The sequence below is a fragment of the Ectothiorhodospira sp. PHS-1 genome (genome assembly GCF_000225005.1).
Lineage (GTDB): Bacteria > Pseudomonadota > Gammaproteobacteria > Ectothiorhodospirales > Ectothiorhodospiraceae > Ectothiorhodospira.
Map to the genome: position 1 here is coordinate 1 of NZ_AGBG01000017.1, position 16,421 is coordinate 16,421.

Annotated in this window: 14 protein-coding genes; 7 read left to right on the forward strand and 7 right to left on the reverse strand. The window is 63.9% G+C overall.

The window, feature by feature from the left end; translation table 11 throughout:
• Window positions 1-6: 6 nt before the first annotated feature.
• Complete coding sequence (locus ECTPHS_RS08455) at window positions 7-306, reverse strand: hypothetical protein (RefSeq protein WP_008932311.1); 300 nt, start codon at window positions 304-306, stop codon at window positions 7-9.
• A gap of 97 nt (window positions 307-403) precedes the next feature.
• Window positions 404-1,156, reverse strand: coding sequence for an MBL fold metallo-hydrolase (locus ECTPHS_RS08460; protein WP_008932312.1), 753 nt, complete (start codon window positions 1,154-1,156; stop codon window positions 404-406).
• 141 nt (window positions 1,157-1,297) lie between these two features.
• On the opposite strand from ECTPHS_RS08460, the gene ECTPHS_RS08465 reads away from it, so the two are divergent.
• Window positions 1,298-3,298, forward strand: a complete 2,001-nt coding sequence (locus ECTPHS_RS08465) for a site-specific recombinase (protein WP_008932313.1) — start codon at window positions 1,298-1,300, stop codon at window positions 3,296-3,298.
• A gap of 38 nt (window positions 3,299-3,336) precedes the next feature.
• On the opposite strand, the gene ECTPHS_RS08470 is transcribed toward ECTPHS_RS08465, so the two are convergent.
• Window positions 3,337-3,747, reverse strand: a complete 411-nt coding sequence (locus ECTPHS_RS08470) for a hypothetical protein (protein ID WP_008932314.1) — start codon at window positions 3,745-3,747, stop codon at window positions 3,337-3,339.
• 307 nt (window positions 3,748-4,054) lie between these two features.
• Here ECTPHS_RS08470 and ECTPHS_RS08475 point away from each other — a divergent pair, with 307 nt between their 5' ends.
• From ECTPHS_RS08475 to ECTPHS_RS08500, 6 genes are all read left to right on the forward strand, one after another.
• Window positions 4,055-4,927 (forward strand): hypothetical protein, encoded by an 873-nt coding sequence (locus ECTPHS_RS08475; RefSeq protein WP_008932315.1) that lies wholly within the window; start codon window positions 4,055-4,057, stop codon window positions 4,925-4,927.
• 48 nt (window positions 4,928-4,975) lie between these two features.
• A complete protein-coding gene (locus ECTPHS_RS08480) occupies window positions 4,976-5,869 on the forward strand; it encodes a hypothetical protein (RefSeq protein ID WP_008932316.1) in 894 nt (297 codons plus the stop codon).
• A gap of 23 nt (window positions 5,870-5,892) precedes the next feature.
• Window positions 5,893-7,194 carry a hypothetical protein gene (locus ECTPHS_RS08485; RefSeq protein ID WP_141565311.1) on the forward strand — a complete coding sequence of 434 codons (1,302 nt, stop codon included), beginning with the start codon at window positions 5,893-5,895 and terminating at the stop codon, window positions 7,192-7,194.
• A 2-nt stretch (window positions 7,195-7,196) separates the two neighbouring features.
• Window positions 7,197-11,567 carry a hypothetical protein gene (locus tag ECTPHS_RS08490; protein WP_168044657.1) on the forward strand — a complete coding sequence of 1,457 codons (4,371 nt, stop codon included), beginning with the start codon at window positions 7,197-7,199 and terminating at the stop codon, window positions 11,565-11,567.
• Between the two features lie 59 nt (window positions 11,568-11,626).
• Window positions 11,627-12,382, forward strand: coding sequence for a WD40 repeat domain-containing protein (locus ECTPHS_RS08495; protein WP_008932319.1), 756 nt, complete (start codon window positions 11,627-11,629; stop codon window positions 12,380-12,382).
• A 194-nt stretch (window positions 12,383-12,576) separates the two neighbouring features.
• Window positions 12,577-12,795 carry a hypothetical protein gene (locus ECTPHS_RS08500; protein ID WP_141565313.1) on the forward strand — a complete coding sequence of 73 codons (219 nt, stop codon included), beginning with the start codon at window positions 12,577-12,579 and terminating at the stop codon, window positions 12,793-12,795.
• A 104-nt stretch (window positions 12,796-12,899) separates the two neighbouring features.
• On the opposite strand, the gene ECTPHS_RS08505 is transcribed toward ECTPHS_RS08500, so the two are convergent.
• From ECTPHS_RS08505 to ECTPHS_RS08520, 4 genes are all read right to left on the reverse strand, one after another.
• Complete coding sequence (locus ECTPHS_RS08505) at window positions 12,900-13,439, reverse strand: hypothetical protein (protein WP_008932321.1); 540 nt, start codon at window positions 13,437-13,439, stop codon at window positions 12,900-12,902.
• Window positions 13,440-13,586: 147 nt separating this feature from the next.
• The gene (locus ECTPHS_RS08510) at window positions 13,587-14,903 is read right to left on the reverse strand and encodes an MFS transporter (RefSeq protein WP_008932322.1); all 1,317 of its coding nucleotides are present in this window, start codon (window positions 14,901-14,903) and stop codon (window positions 13,587-13,589) included.
• 232 nt (window positions 14,904-15,135) lie between these two features.
• Window positions 15,136-15,786 carry a DUF938 domain-containing protein gene (locus ECTPHS_RS08515; RefSeq protein WP_008932323.1) on the reverse strand — a complete coding sequence of 217 codons (651 nt, stop codon included), beginning with the start codon at window positions 15,784-15,786 and terminating at the stop codon, window positions 15,136-15,138.
• A 10-nt stretch (window positions 15,787-15,796) separates the two neighbouring features.
• Window positions 15,797-16,399 carry a hypothetical protein gene (locus ECTPHS_RS08520; RefSeq protein ID WP_008932324.1) on the reverse strand — a complete coding sequence of 201 codons (603 nt, stop codon included), beginning with the start codon at window positions 16,397-16,399 and terminating at the stop codon, window positions 15,797-15,799.
• Window positions 16,400-16,421 lie beyond the last annotated feature (22 nt).

Sequence of the window (16,421 nt, forward strand, 5' to 3'; positions counted from 1 at the left end):
TCCGGGTCAGAACCGGCTCCACTCGATCTTGAGGATCTGTCCGCCGCTGACGGTGATGGTGTAGTTGAGGTCATTGTGGCGATAGAACCAGGTCTCCGAGACCCGCCATTCCAGGCAGCCGCGCCGATCCCGCCGCACACAGGTTTCCTGGCTGCTGCGGTAGCGGGGCTCGCCCATGTGTTCCAGCAGCAGCCAGGCGGGGCTGCCTTCGCGGATGAGCACGCCGTCGAAACGCAGGCTGGAGGCCTGGGATGTGGCCGCTACCAGGAGTAGTGGCAGGAGGAGCCATGTCCAGTGTTTGATCATGTGTGCACAGGCCTCGCCGGGAGGATTCTGCCGACATGATAGCAGCGGTCCCGCCGCAGCCTCACCGCCCGCGGCGACTGCCGCCGGTTTTGGTTCTCTACCCCTGCCGGCTTGCCTCGCACAGGGCGCGCATCTGTTCCGGCACATTGTCCGGGCAGGCGCCGCACTGTTCGTTGCCGGGTAGCGCGAAATCGATCTTGCGGGGGTAGGGCAGGTCCATCTCGTGCATGATCTTCACGAACTCCGCCTCCGTGCGGCCCTTGCCCAGCCGGGGGTTGCGCAGCTTTTCCTGGGCGATGGTGGTGATGCGCCGGTCTTCGTAGTCGTGGGCGGGATAGACCAAGGTCTCGTCGGGCAGGCTGAAGAACTTGTCGTGGATGCTGCGATACAGCACATGAGCATCACCGGACTGGAAATCGGTGCGTCCGCAGCTCTCGATCAGCAGGGCATCTCCCGAGAACAGGAGCTTGAGGCCGTGATGATCCAGCAGATAGGCGTGATGGGTGTCGGTATGTCCGGGGGTGAACAGGGGGTTGAGGGTGATGCCGCCCACCGGGAAGGGTTCCCCTTCCCGCAGCCCCAGATCCCGGCAGGGCAGCCCGTCCAGGGCCGGACCCGCGATCCGGCAGCCGGTGAGCTGCTTGAGTCGCCGCGCCCCGGTGATGTGATCGGCGTGGATGTGGGTTTCCACCGCGTAATCCAGGGTCAGCCCCATGGACTGCAGGACCGCCAGGTCCCTGTCCACCGTTTCCAGCACCGGGTCGATGAGGGCCGTGACACCGGTGTCGGGACAGGCCAGCAGATAGGTGAAGGTGGATGAATCCGGTTCGAATAGCTGCCGAAAATGCATTGGGTTTCCCTCTTCCAGTCGTGAGCCCGTTGCGTTGGTTTCAGTATAGTCGCTCTCCGTTGCCCGTCCGCCCTGCTATGCTTTGCCCGAGAAGTGATCCGACCTACAGGGAACACACCCATGGACTCATTGCAGTCATTAATGGAATGCCTGGCAGACGGCGAGACTGCCGATTTGGTGGAACATCTGCGGACCCTGGTGTCCTGGCTGCGCCCCCGGGATCCCGATGATCTCGACGATACCCTGGCCCGCATGGAGGCGCTGACGGTCGCCTTGCGGGAGAATGACGAACTGCGTGGTGCTATCCTGGGCAACATGGAGGCAGCCTTGGCGGCAAGCCGTCATTTACCGATCTATACGGAGATCGGACTGTTTTCCCGCCGAGGCTTTCTGCGTGAGTTCGGCCAGCGTTTCTACGAGTTGATCAACCCCCGCCCACGAGATCCGGGCAATCTCAGGGATATCCTCTATCTGGTTTTTGACCGACCGAATGATCCCCGTTGGGTGGCTGCGGTTCCCGACGAGGTCTGGCTGGCCCTGTTGGATGCTCTTGAGGAGTTCACCCAGGAAGAGGGGCCGGTCTTCCGTCGTGCCCGGGAGCAGGTTCTTTATGCCCTGGAGATGCTCTCCCTGTGGGTGGCCGGGGAGGAACTGGAGCCGGAACTGCTGCGTCTTGACCCTTCCATGGCTGAGCGAAACTCGCCTTTTGTCGCTCAGGAACGGGAGGTGTCTGCCTATATCCGGGACTATGTTGCTTGGCTGGAAGATCCGTCCCGGGAGTTTCATGATGATCGCCACGCCCGGGTTCTACTGGAACAATGTGCCGAACAGATCGAGCGATTTCAGAAACGGGCCGTTACCCGGGGCAGCAGTATCGGCCTTACCCATTTGATCACCCGGCTCGAACAGACGCTGGAGCGAATCACTATCTTGCTGGACCTGCTCGACCCCTTTGATCAGGATCGCCGCCGTCGCACCGGGATACGGCTATTCAAGACTCTGGTGACCGACAATATCCGTCAGACCAGTCTCAAGGCCCTCTGGCAGGACAATATCCGGCTGGTGTCCCGCAGCGTGACCGAACAGTCCAGTCGGACTGGCGAGCATTACATCACTAAAAATCGTCGGGAATACCTGCAGATGCTGGGAGCGGCGGCGGGGGCGGGTTTCATCATCGCCTTCATGGCCCTGATCAAGATCTGGCTCATGAAGCTTGGGTTGTCGCCCGGCTGGGAGACGCTGTGGGTGAGCCTGAACTATGGCCTGGGTTTTGTGCTGATCCACATCCTGCACTTCACCGTGGCAACCAAACAACCGGCAATGACCGCCGCCAGGTTGGCAGCGGTGATCGAGGCCGGAGAGCGAGGCAATGCCAACCAGGAAAAGGTGGCCGATATCCTGATCCAGGTGGGACGATCCCAGTTCGTGGCGGTGTTGGGCAATGTGAGCGTGGCCCTGCCGGTGGCATTTCTGGTGGGTTGGGTTGTCCTGGGTCTATCGGGTACCCCTTTGCTTAGTGCCGATGAGGTGGATTATCACCTGCTGGATCTTCAGCCTCTGGCCGGACTGGCGTTGCTGCACGCGGCGATTGCCGGTGTCTGGCTGTTCCTGGCGGGACTGATTGCCGGGTTTTTCGATAACCGCTGCGCCTATCTGCAGTTGGGGGATCGCATGAAGGGCAATCCCCATCTTGCCAAGGTGATGTCCCGACCGGTTCGTGACCGACTGGCGGAGTATCTGGATCATAATTACGGCGCCTTGGCGGGCAATTTCCTCTTCGGCGTTTTGCTGGGTACCACAGGGCTGATCGGTTTGTGGCTGAGTCTGCCCCTGGATATCCGCCATGTGGCCTTCTCCTCGGCCAACCTGGGTTATGTGGCCTCAGTCCACGACCTGGGCGGTCCTCTGTTCCTGCTGTATTTCGTCTTCGTGTTACTGATCGGGGCGGTGAATCTGTGGGTGAGTTTCACCCTGGCCATGTACGTGGCCCTCAGGGCCCGTGGCGTCAGGTTGGGGGACATCCGCAGGCTGGCGCGCATCTATGCCCGTCAGGTGCGGCGTCACCCCCTGGAGGTGTTGTTGCCACCGTCGGAGCAGCCCGACGCTGGCCGGAACGCCCAACCCGGTTCGACCCAGCCTTGAATTGTCAAATGTCCAAGGCTGAATCCGGCCCTATCTGTTTATTGCCTGAACCCCAGGTTCATGTGCAGGGTGCTGCGAGAGCTGGCGCCGATCTGGGCATTGATCTGGCCCGGGGCGTTAATGTTGTATGTGACGGGGGTATGTCCCCGTTTCCAGAAGATCACGGTGTAATTGCTGCCGGAGGGGACGTTAAGGCTGAAATTACCCTGACGGTCGGAGGTGGCGCGCGCCTCCACCTTGCCGATGATGGTATCTCTGCCGGCATGGTTGATGTCGATCCGCAGACCCTGTCCCGCCACCACCGTGACGTTGTCGGCGGGAACCTCCCTGGGCATGGACATCTGCGAGGTCTTCTGCCAAGTGGTGACGCGGCCACTGATCTGGTCCGCCAGTGCCTGGGTGGGCAGCAACAGGATGGCGCTCAGCAGGATTGTCTTGAGATGGGGCATGGAATCAGTCCTCTTGGTTCGTGAGTGCATCGACACCCTACGGCACAGGTGCTTTGGCCGGTAGTCGACCATGCGTCGTCCGGTGCCCGTCGACATGGCCGCATCATCTCCCGGGAATTCACCATGCACGGTTTACAGCAGGGTCTACGCATTTACGCCGATGGATGACAGTCGGACGGCAGTCATTTCGGTGCCGCTGATCTACATTCGACCTTGGCCGTGCGTTGGCATGGCGATGAAGATGGCTGATGAGGGTCTCCACCCCCCTTGATCACGCCTTTCCGACCCTGGGAGTTCCCGTTTGCACATGGTCTTTCCAACCGCTTCGGTACCCTTCCGGTATCCGGTCGCCATCCCGCGCCTGGCGATGCTGTTCATGCTTCTCCTCTGTGCTGGTACCGTTCAGGCGCAGCCGGTACTGAGCATCCTGCCGGAATCCACCGACTGTGTGTCGGTGCTGACCAGTCAGGCCGGCGGCTTGTATCGGGCCTGCGGACCGGACTGGCGCTTCCGGCGTGTCGCCGGTGCGCCCGATGCGTTGCCGGTGGCCCTGGCCGAGAGCAATCGTGCGCTGATTCTCGGCACACGCACCGGCATTTACCAGCGCCCATCCGGCCAGACCAGGTGGCAACGACTCAGTGATCAGCCCACCGGCGCGCTGGCCTGTCACGGCGCCCGCTGCGTGGTCCGGCCCTTCGGCCAGGGGCCGCAGCGGTTATCGGATGGCCGGCTCTCCCCGCTGCAGGTCCGGGGCCTTCCGGATCAGCCCCTGCAACAGTTCGTCATCGCCGGAGACGGTGCCCTGTATGGCGCCGGCATGGGCGCGGGTGTCCTGTGGCTCAAGCCCGGCAGTGATACCTGGCAGCCCGTCGGCTCCGGTCTGGGCAACGGCAACGTGCTGGCTTTGGCGTTGGCGGATGACGGCACCCTCCATGCCGGAACCTATGGTGGCGGCCTTTACCGTCTGCGCCCCGGTGAGTCCCGCTGGCAGCGCCTGTCGGGTCTGCAGGCCATGCAGGTGACGGCCCTGGCGGTGTCCGCCGATGGTCGCCGGGTGCTGGCCAGTGTCGGTGATGGGGTGCGGGAATCGCGGGATGGTGGCGACAACTGGCGGGCGGTGCCTGAATTGGCGGGTATCCCTGTGCTCAGCCTGGCCTTCGACGGGGCGGGTCGGGCCTAGGCCGGGACCCGGGAGGGACGACTGTACCGCCGACAGGACGAGGCGTGGATGCAGGTCCGTTTCGGGGCTGACCTGATCGTCCACCAGGTGGCGTCGGCGGGGCAGGGCGGGTTGTTCATCCTCATGGGCGATCTGTTGTACCGTCGCTCCCATCCCGGCGCGGACTGGCAGCGGATCGAAACACCGTTTCCCCTCACCGATGGGTCGGCGTCCCTGGCCGTGGATGCAGTGGGCCGCCTTTATCTGGGCAGCACACGGCAGCCGCCCCGGCGTGTGGACAGCCGGACCGGGGAGTGGCGAGTGTCGGCATCGGCATGGCCGGAGCCGGGTGGTGTACGTGCCCTGCGCACCGGCCCGGAGGGTGTCGTGTACGGGATACATGCCGACACCGGTCAGCTCCATCGCCTGGAACCGGAACAGGATCGCTGGAGGCCGGTCGAGATCGGCGAGGCCCGTCCGGGCCATCAGCTACGGGATCTGCGGCGGCTGCCGGGGGGGCATGGGGTGGCCTGGGGGGCGAATGTCCTGATGTGGCAGCGTCCCGGTGAGTCATGGCAGCACAACTGGTTTGCCCAGCTTGAACGTGGCGCGCCGGGACTGGACGCCGACGGGGTGTTGTGGACTCGTCGACAGGTGACGGTGTTTTCGCTGGCCCCCGGCGAGGATCGCTGGCGCGACGACGCCATCCGGCACCCTCTGTATGTGGAAGCCGTGGCCCTGATGGACGGCACGGAGCTGGCGCTGACCGAGGACGACCGTCTGGTACGCCTGCGGCGTCGGGAGGATGGAACCTGGGCGGAACGCAATGCCTACGCACCGCCGGGGCCGCCGCCTTACGCACTGACCGCCATGGGGGACAGAGTCTATCTGGGCACCCTGGACGGCCTTCATGAACTGGACCCGGTGCATGGCACCTGGCGGGACATCACCCCCACACACTGAGGCCGGCCATCGATATGTTGCTCATGTTTCGCAGTCTGATCGTTGCCGTGCTTCTGGCTCTGGGCGTTACCCTCTGGTGGTATCCCGCCGCCACCCTGGTGATGGTGGAACCGGTTGCCTGGGGGCAGCTGCACGAGCAGCAATATGCCCCCCGGGAGCGGGCGTCGCCGTTCCTGTCTTCCGCCGTGATCGAGCAGTCCCGGCAGTCGCGCCCCTTCTTGCCGATGGCGGAGTTCATCCATGACCAGCTCGGCGGGGCGATGCGGGAGGTCGAGGCCGGTGACTGGAGTCGGGATCTGCCGGGTCCCGGCGGCGGCCGTGCCTGGCTCACACCTGAGCGGGTGCCCGTCACCGATCCCCCGCGTGGCTGGCTGCATCTGGCCCTGCGGGACGGGGAGGCGCTGGATTTCTACCGCCTGCAATGGGTGGATCCGCTGCAGCGTCTGGGTGACATACCCCCGGCCCAGGCTCATCCTTTCCGGGGTGTTCCGCTGCTCTGGGTGTGCATGGGTATCGTCCTGGTGGTGATGCTTGCGCTGCCGGTTCGTGAATCGCCTGCCCAGGCCAGCAATCTGGCCCGGGGCATGCGGGCGGGACTGATCATGCTGGGCTTTTTCCTGCCGCTGACCCTGGCAGGCCTGTGGCTGTCTCAGCGTTCGGCACCGGATACGGTCTACGCCTTGATCGTGATCGGGGGCATGCTGGCAGTGGCCGGTCTCATCACGGCCCTGATCTTTGGTCGTCAGTATGCCTGGCTCAGGCGCCTCATGGCCGGCGAGGGGCTGCTGGCCCATTGGCAACTGGAACCCGGTCAGTGGCGGGATTTCCTGCAGCGGGACATGCAGCGCAGCCGTGGGGAGAAACTGGCCAGGCTGGTGATGGTGGCCGTCATGGCCGTGGTGGTGGGCCTGGGGTTTGTGCTGTTTGCACCGGATCGGGGCGCGGGTCTGGTGGTGGCGGGGGTGCTGGTGGGCATGGTGATGCTGCTTGCACTGGTCGTGCTGCTCCTGCCCCTGTGGACCCGTCGGCGCCTGTTACGGGCGGTGCCGGAGGTCTGGCTGGGGCCGGAGGGTGTCTGCATCGGCCATCAGGCCCATCACTGGTCGGGGCTGGGATCACGGCTTGAGTCGGCGCGATTGCGAAGGGGCAGGCAGGGCCTGCCTGCCCGGATCGAGCTGACCTATTCCGGATTGCGCGGTGTGAGCAGTGGTCGAGGGGTGTATGTCTATCGTGACCAGCAGAACGTGGTGGTACCGGTCCCCCCCGGCAAGGAAGCAGAGGCGGAAAGGGTCATCGCCGGGCTGCGAGCCGGCAAGGGGAAATGAGGATGGGTATGAACACCCTGTTGCTGTCCAGGCGCCGCGGAATGTCACGGCTTGTTGCCGGCATGATCGGTGCCTGCACCCTGTCCCTGCTCCTTGACTGCACGGCGCCCGCAAGGGCCGACACACCGGCTCTGGACCCGGAACTGCAGGCGCTGGCGGCCCAGGGCAAGCTGACCGTGCGTGCCCTGCGCGCCTGGGGGCTGTTGCCGGATGCCCATCAGGGGCTGGTGATGGCGCTGCATGCCCGTTCCCTGGACCTGCTGGCTGCGGATCAGGCGCAGGTTGAACGCTGGATCGAGGATGCCGATAGGGGGCGTCTATCCTTGTCGCCGGATCAACTGGGTCATCTCAAGGACCTGCAGGCACTGATGGGTCGCATCACGACCCTGAGCATCGAGGCATCCGGTGCCGATTCCGCGCTGGCTGGTGCGCTGGATATCGAGCAGACCTGGACCCTGGAGGACTGGGAATCTCTCGACAAGGCCCCGGCCTTGATGCCGGGCGGGGCGTTCGGCGCTCTCCTGTTCGCCCAGGACCCGATGGAAGCGGCGATCCTGGCCCGGCTGGAACGCCCCGAGGGTTTTGACCCTCCACTGCGTCTGGATGCCCGGGCCACCCGCGAGTTGCTGTTCCCACCAGAGAAGGACATCACGGATGCTGCTGCCGCACCGACCCCACCCCCCGGCGTGCCCACCCTGCCCGAAGGGCTGATCCGCGCCGAACTGGCCCAGGGCGTCAATACCCTGGGGGATACCTACTGGGCAGGGCAGGTGATCTTTGCCATGCAGGGCATGCGCATGCTTTACGGCGTTCTGTCGGAAGCGGACGAGGCGGCCTTCAGCCGTCTCTGGGCGCCCTTGTTCGAGCATCCCAGTGAGACCGTGCTGGCCTGGCTGCAGGCCCTCAACCCCTTGTTGATGGAATTTCTGGCCGCACAGCAGGAAATGGCCGCCTTGCTGGAGGTGCTGGACGAGGCGGATTTTGCCGTGGAACTGGCCATGGCCTATGGCGAGGACGAAGACATTGACGCTGCCATGAATCGGGTGGGGTTGCTCAGCGCCCGTATCGGTGAAGTGAAGCAGCACATGGAACAGGTGGTGGCGGCCATTGATGCCCTTGGGAGCCCACCCGATGTGCGCCAGGAACAGGAACGCGCCCGGGCCAGAACCCGTCAGGCCGTCGAGTTGGTGAAATCCCTTGCCCCGCCCACCGAGGTCCATCACGTCCCCCGCCCCGGCTGGTCGGCGGAAACGGCCTGTGGGTTTGCCGGTGGCTGCCCGCGTCACGAGGATTTCGGTGAATTGAGCAAGGTGTTCCACTACGCCTTCGAACATCGCCTTTTGCGTTGGGATGGTTCCATTTCCCGGGATCAGATCACCGCGCCGCTGATGCTGGTCTTTGTGATTCATGATTCGGTGCCGGCGGAGACGATCGTGCAGGGGCGCTGGGCCGGATGGCAGTGGATCGATGAATGGATGATTCCCCATTTCATAAGTCCGGACGCCGGTGACTGGGTCCGGACTGACCGGATGCAGGGAAGGTATGACGATGCCATGACCGGGCTGATGCAGACCACGGTGGATGGCCGTCCCGCCCTGCGCTGGCCCTATCCGTGGCTGTTCGGCATTGAACTGGTGAACTATCTGATCCAGCCAGGTGGGGATGAAGATCCGCGCATCCTCGTGATCCAGGTGCCAAACTGGGCTGCCATCAAGAACGCCGATCTGAACCTTGATCTCATAGCACGCCACCAGAGCTTTGAACTCGATGCCATGATGCGCCACCTGCGGATCGATTCCGATGAAGAAGGACATGATAGGCCCCCTGGTTTCCCGGACATTGCGCTGGAATACATTGAATTTCGCCAGCAGACCCTGGAGTGGCTGGCCGGGGTGGTGAGGAACAGTGAAGTGGTGCTGGAGGAGGAACGTCGTGTCAATCTTCGGCAACTGGCGGAACGCGTCCTGTTGGAAAACAGGAATCGCATGGAGATCCTGCGCAGCGGGCGCTACCGTTGGACGCCGACATTCTTGAGTGAGCGCTGGGCCGAGCACGGATACGGCGATTCTGGTAGATACGGCCTGCGCGATGCCCGTCTTGGGCAGTCTCCGGAATCCTGGCTGCCCACGGCAAGGGTCGTGCTGGAGCCCGGCGCACCCCTGGATCTGCTGCCCCAGCCCATTGAGGAAGTGGGAGGATTTGCGCCTTGTGTCGAGTGTCGTGTGCTCATGCCCGAGGCGATACCGGGGCATCCCCTGAACGAACAGTATGAACATCGCACGGTGCGTGAACTGGTGGCCGCAGGCCGCCTGCGCCTGATGCCGACGGATCACGGCCTGCCGGTGGGTAATCTCTTCGGCGTGGGTGATCTGGATGTGGCGCGCATCGACATCCCGGCGGTTCCGGAGGGATCACCGGCCCCGGCGGAGGATGATCCGCTGCAGGCCCGGGTGCGCTTCCACGAGAACAACATCGGCTGGCTGCAAGGCGACATCCAGCGCCTGGAACAGGCCATGCGCGGCAGCGGCAACGAGGATGAACGCCGGTTTCTGGCCCATCAACTCACCATCAAGCGGGCCGACCTGCAGGGAGAGCGGGATGCCATCACCACCCTGCGAACAGGTAACTTCGTCCGCACCCCCACCGCCTGGGACCAACTGGTCAAGGAGCAGATGCTGGCTCAGGGGCGGGAGATGGCGGCCCGGGTGGAGCGTTCACGGCGTAATCTGGACCGCATCGAGCACATGATGGATACCCTGCCGCCGGAAGAGCGCCGCGACCTGAGGGACTGGGTGGATCGTCAGTTGCGGGACGCCGGGATGGATCTGGAACGACAGGCGCAGGTGGGGCAGCTTGTGGCCAGGAACCTTCAGGCGCGGGCGGAACAGCAGCGTGCCGCCGCCCAGGAGGATGAGGCCTGGGCCCAACTGGCGGTGGACATCCTGGAGAATTATCAGCAGGCGGCCACCTACGCCATGTATGCCACCCCCTTCGTCAGCGGCGGCGGAGTGCTGTCGGTGGCCTACGGCATCACCAGCGGCGGCATCGCCGGTTATGCGGAGCAGGGTGATGTTCACGGCGCCATCCGGGGCGCGGCGCTCACCTCCCTGCGTTATTGGTCGCCCAAGGCGGACTATGCCCTGACCGCCTATGAAGGCTACCAGGCCGGCGGCGTCGAGGGCGCCGCCCGGCGCGTGGCCTCCACCTATGTGCAACGCAAGGTGGTTCAGACCGCCACCCAGGCCGCCCTGAACGTACAGGGGCAGATCCAGGCTTCCCATCGGCAGGCCCGCCGGGAGGCCTGGCGCGAGGCCCAGCGCAAGGTGAATTTCCGCGAGGAGCGGGCCGCGGGCCGCGCCCTGGCGGAGCAGCACCAGGCCCAGTTCGCGCAAGTCCGTCGCCTTGAACGGAGCATGCGGCAGCAGGGTTACATCGAAGTGGATGGCGTGCGCTACGGCGGTGACCTGATGTGGAGGACCCGCACCTGGACCGATACCAACCGGGCGCTGATGGACACCACCGCCGCCATCAAGCACTCCCCCCACGCCAAGCTCTGGATGAAGCGGGGCGCCGATCCGCTGGCCCAAAGGGACTACAACTTCACCGATCGGTTGCACACCCGCCAGGTGGTCAGGGATCTGCGTGCCGACCTGCAGGCCCAGGGGATTGCCCCCGATGCCCTGCAGTTTCGACCCATCCGCAACGCGGGCAATAGCTCGCCGGGCATGGACCTGGACCTGGCGATGCGTTTCACGGGCGATGCCAGTCATCTGCGGCGGATCGATCCCACCACCGGGCAGGCGCAGCAACTGAGCCTGGCCGAGGCCAACGCCTTCGTGCAGGGGCGTTTCAATCGGGTCTACGCCCGCAATGCCGGGGGGCGAAGCGCCGATGGGTCCTGGCAGATGGTCACCAGCAGCGCCCACCCCGAGGCCTACCAGGACACGGCCTGGCTGCATGTGCGTGACATCGTGCGTTCCGGCGCAGATCCGAATTCGGTCATCAACCCACGGCATGCGGCCCAGGCAGGGGGCGTGACTGTGCACAAGGCCCATGAGATGCGCCGTTTCATCGGCATGGGAACGGATAACCAGAACTTCGAGATCTACCGCGGCACCGCCAAGGATATCGACTCTAAGGTGATCCCGCTGCTGCAGTCACGGGTGCGGCAAGCGCCCGATGCGGGGCAACGTCAGGCCGCCCAGGAGTCGCTGGATTTTTACCGGGGTTTGTCTCGGGCGATGAACCGGGCGGTGATGGATCCCATCGCCGCTGACAAGGAGGTAAGACAGATGACCGGCATGGATACGCTGGGCGCGGTGGAATTGGTGGGTGGGGCCATACAGGCCCTGGGGCAGGGGCTTCGGCACTGATCTACCGAACGGCAATAATGATTCAGGTAATTCGTGGCTCAACCCAGGAGCAGCAATTGATGAAAACACGGATCTGCAGTTGTCTTTGTAACAGGCGCTGGACGTTACCGGTCATTCTCACGGTTTTCCTGTTATTGCCGGCTGGTGCCATTCATGCTGCGGCCGACGCTCCATTTCAGTGGGATAGTCATCTGAGCATTACCGATGACACCAGGCATTACCATCAGATCGGATTTTCACCGGACGGCAGCCGATTTTTCGGCATATCGGATCAAACCGTATACATATGGGATAGCGCTGATGGCTCCGAGGTGGCGCAGTTTGCCCACGCGCAGCGTACCGTGAATGCGGCCCTATCCGCGGACAACGGGCAGCTGATCACCCTTTCAGAGTCTCGGTCGGCCCACCTATGGGATGTAAAGAGCGGGACGCTGTTACAAACCTTTGGCGATGGGGACCACGCCCTGGGTTCCGATATCGAATTCGTCGCCTGGTCGCCTCAGGGACCCCGAGCAGTACAGGCAGGCAGTGACTGGTCGCTTTCGTTTTTCGATGCGATGACCGCGGAGCCATTGCTGCACCTGGATCAGATGACGGCCAAGGCTGTCCGATTAGTGTTCTCGGCGGCAGGAAACCGGATCGTCACTGCCGAGGAAAATGGCAATATCCGCGTGTTCGATGCCGCCAGATCCTTGATGCCGAGTCCGGCGTCATTCTGCTGGCCTTGCCGCAAGACACCGTGCCCCGTACCGGGAACGGAAGGCCCCGCTACCCGCTTCAGGTTCAGTTTGCCCCTGACGGCAGGGGTATCCTGACATCCCACGGTGGACTCATCCGCCTCTGGCACCTGGACGACCGATTTGCAGGCAGCGCGCCCGACTCCGTTGCCACCGCAAGCATCCACTCCCAGCCCGATCTGCCGGCCGAGTTGGCAGCCCTTGCCGCCGAGGGTCGGCTGACCGTTCGGGCGCTCCGGGGCTGGGGCCGACTGCCGGAACGCTTCAGCCAGTTGGCACTTGAACTTCGTCCGCACGATATCGATCTGTTGGGCGCCGATCAGGCCGCGGTCGAGGCTCTGATTGTGCGGGCACTTGATGAAGCCGACTTGTCTGCCAGGGTTGATGAACTCAGGGAGCTGGTTCAGCTGATGGCCGACCATGCCGGCACGGGCACTGATCCAAAGCAGGACTCAACAGTGGTTGCCGAGCCGGAAGGCCTGCGTCAGTAACCGGTCGAGACGGGTGATGCCGCCGGCACCGTCGACGATAGCCAGGCTCGGTGACTCGGTCACTGAGCGGTGGCCCGGCGGCATTCAGGGTCAGGCCAGGCGTGTTAGTCCAGGTCGTCCTCTTCCATTTCAAACAGCGCGTTGAGCTGATCCAGGTAGGGCAGGATGGCGCGGATCTGGGCCTCGGGTACCGCGGAAAAACGTGCCCGGGTGTCATGGAAGGTCTGGAAGAAGGGCATGGCCATCAGGGCCTCGCGCTCTTCGGCGGGCATGTCCTGCAGGGCGGCCTGGAACTCGTCAATACTGATCATGCCGGTATGGGCGATGTAGGCCCGGGTGATATAGGCCGACTGTTCCGCAAAGGCCGCCACCGAGCCGTAGCCGTTGTTGCGGATGATGCGCTCGGCTTCCCGGTTATCGGCGAGGGCCTCCATGAACTGGCCTTTCAAGGTGCTGATCTCCAGGAAGTTCAGATCGTCATCGTCGTCATCATCTTCATCAAACTCATGGTCTTCGATGTAGGGCATGAGCTGCTCGAAGGTGCTGATGAACCGCTCCATGTCCGATGAGGTGATGTTCATTGCCAGGGCCTGGCCTGCCAGCAGGAAGAATACGCTGGCAATGACTGCTATCCGCTTGAGCATGCTGATTTCCTTTGGTTGGGGTGTGGGTGTGTCTTGCCGTCAGTTCGCTTGATGTTCTGGTCACGTCATTCCCGTACAAGCGGGAATCCCGTGACGGAAGGTGACCGGTTCAGTATTTCCATGGACACTGGAGCGTCGATCTCCGGATCAGGCACGAGGCGCGGCCACGGTCACGTTCCGGCAGCCGGTTTCCACCAGCCGCCAGGAGGCGATGGCGGCCAGGGCCGCAAAGCCGGTGAGCAGCCACAGTCCGCGTTGGTAATCGGCCGCCGTGTACACGGGGACACCGCCGCTTATGAGACCTTCCCAGCCCAGGTCCATGGCCCAGCCGAACAGGGGCTGGAACAGGGCGGCCCCCAGGAACAGGCCGGTATTGACCAGGGCGATGGCCATGCCCGAGAGGGCCGGGTCCGCCACTTCCTTGGCATGGGCGTAGGCCACCACGAAACAGCCGGCACTCAGGCCCATGAGGGTGAACAGGGTCAGTCCGGAGGCTCCCGGACCCCAGGGCAGGAACAGCAGCCCCAGGCAGATGCTCAGGTAGACCAGGGCACCGGCCTGCAGCACGGGACGGCGCCGCCCCAGACGGTCGGAAAAGCTGCCCGCCAGCAGGCAGCCGACGGCAAAGGCCACCGTGGCCAAGGTGGTGTAAACCGAGGCATCTCCCCGGCTCAGGCCGTGCACGTCCCGCAACAGGGGGATGGCCCAGAGTCCCAGCATGCCGAACAGGCTGCCGGTGATGCTGAAGTCATAGACAAACCCCGGCCACAGCCGGCGGTTGGCCAGCACGGCCCGCAGATCCTTGATCCAGTGCTGTTTTCTGGGGGCATGGGGCGGCAAGCCTTCCATCTCCCGCACCGAGGGAAAGCCCAGTTGTTCGGGACGGTCCCTGACCAGCCACCAGGAGAGCAGGGCGAGGACAATGGCGACGATCCCCAGGGCCACGAACAGGCTGCGCCATTCCACGTAGAGCAGCATCAGGGCCAGGGGGCCGGTGGCGGCAATGGCGCCCAGATTGCCCAGCAGCAGGGTGAGTCCGCTGATGCTGCCGTACTTGCGCTCGCTGAACCAGACGGTGTTGCTCTTCATGAGACCGACGAAGACCACCGAGACCCCCAGGCCCACCAGGAAACGGCCCACGCTGGCGGTGGCCAGGGTATCCGCCAGCCCGAAGACGATGGAACCGCTGCCGGCCACCAGGTTGCCCAGGGTGACGGCATAGCGGGATCCCAGGGTGTCCGCCAGCACCCCGGCGGGGATCTGCATGGCGGTATAGATGTAGAAATACATGGCCGACAGCGAGCCCAGGGCCGCCGCCGTCACGCCGAACGCGGCACTCAGTTCGCTGGAGACCATCGCCGGTGCGAAGCGGTGGAAGAACACCAGCATGTAGGCGGCGATGAGGACGCTGTAGATGGTCCAGCGGATCCGTTCGAAACGGGCCGGATCGTAATGGGGGGGCATGCTGACTGTTCCTGTGCACTTGGGCAAAGTAAGCGAGAGCTAAGGTATGCACGATTGCCACCGGATGTTCAACCACGCCGGGTAGTGTGCAGGGCGGCGACCCTATGGCACGTTGATCAGGCCGGCCCCCGCAATGAGGGTCTCCAGGAGGTCGACGATGCCGGTGAGCTGCTTAGTCATTCCCGCGCACGCGGGAATCCATGGCCGCGTTGAGGGAGCCGAGAGAGGGATTTTACGGTCCTGCTCCGTCAGATACTCGCTCCAGGATGATGGAGACATTGTTCACCGGCATGTCGATCACGGATTGCAGGGAAAGCCCCTGTTCCCGTCCCGCAGTTTCGATGCTGGCGATGTCCCGCACCCCCCAGGCCGGGTTTTGGGCCCGCAGATACTGGTCAAACCGCTGGTTGCTGGGCGCGGTATGCCTCCCATCGCGGGAGTAGGGGCCATAGAGATAGAGCAGGCCGCCCGGCAACAAATACTTGCCGGCATTCCTGAGCAGGCCCGCCGTGGTGGCCCATGGGGAGATGTGCACCACGTTGATACACACCATGACTACAAAGCCATCGCCGGGCGGCCGATTGGATTGTCCCAGCTCCCAGTCAGTCTGACTCGCATCCAGCCGCACCGGTGCGTTCAGGTTGGGCAGGGAGACATACTGCCGCCAGGCCTCGATGCTCTTCAGGTGATGCGGATCAATATCGGTGGGCCACCAGGTGATCCCGGGGAATTCACGGGCAAAGTCAACCACATGCTGACCGGTCCCGCTCCCGACTTCCAGGGCGTGGCCTTCCAGATCCTGGAAGGCATCCCGCAGTACCGCCAGAATGGGCGTGATGTTTTCGTGGTAGGAAGCTGAATCCAGGCAGGTGTCGGGGGGCATCGGGTCGCGCTCATCTTGGCGGTATGAACGGAAACCGCTCGCTGGTGGCGAAGTCATGGATGATGGTCTGCATCTCCGTGGCTTGCAGATAACCGATGTAACGGTACCAGGTCCGCCCATCGGGACCGATCAGCAGGTGTTGTGGCAGGGTGCGGATGCTGTGCCCTTCCGCCAGTACCCGTTCGGGGGGAAGGCCAAAGCGGCCGGCCCAACGGCGGGCCTCAGCGACCCCCGCCGGCTGAAACGGTTCATCGGCACTGGTGAGCACGGTGTAGACCTGCAGTGAAGGCCCGGCCGACCGGAGCAGTTCACGAATGGCGGCAGCCTGGGTCTGGCTAGCCCCGCACCAGGCTGCCGCATAGGTCACCCAGATCCAGCCTTCCTCCACTTTGTCGCACACATCTACCCGGCGCCCCGTTCCATCCACACGCTCGTCGGCTACCAATTGAACAGCGGCACAGCCACCGGCACGATCCCAGTCGGTATAGAACTCACCGGTCTGATCCCTGGAAGCACCACAGGACAGCAGGGGCAAGGCCATCAGGCAGCCGAGCAGCCCGACATGACGGCGTAGACGCTCAAAAAGTCGGCGCGGAACGGACGGATGGTGCATCTTCCCGGCTCACGGAAGTGAC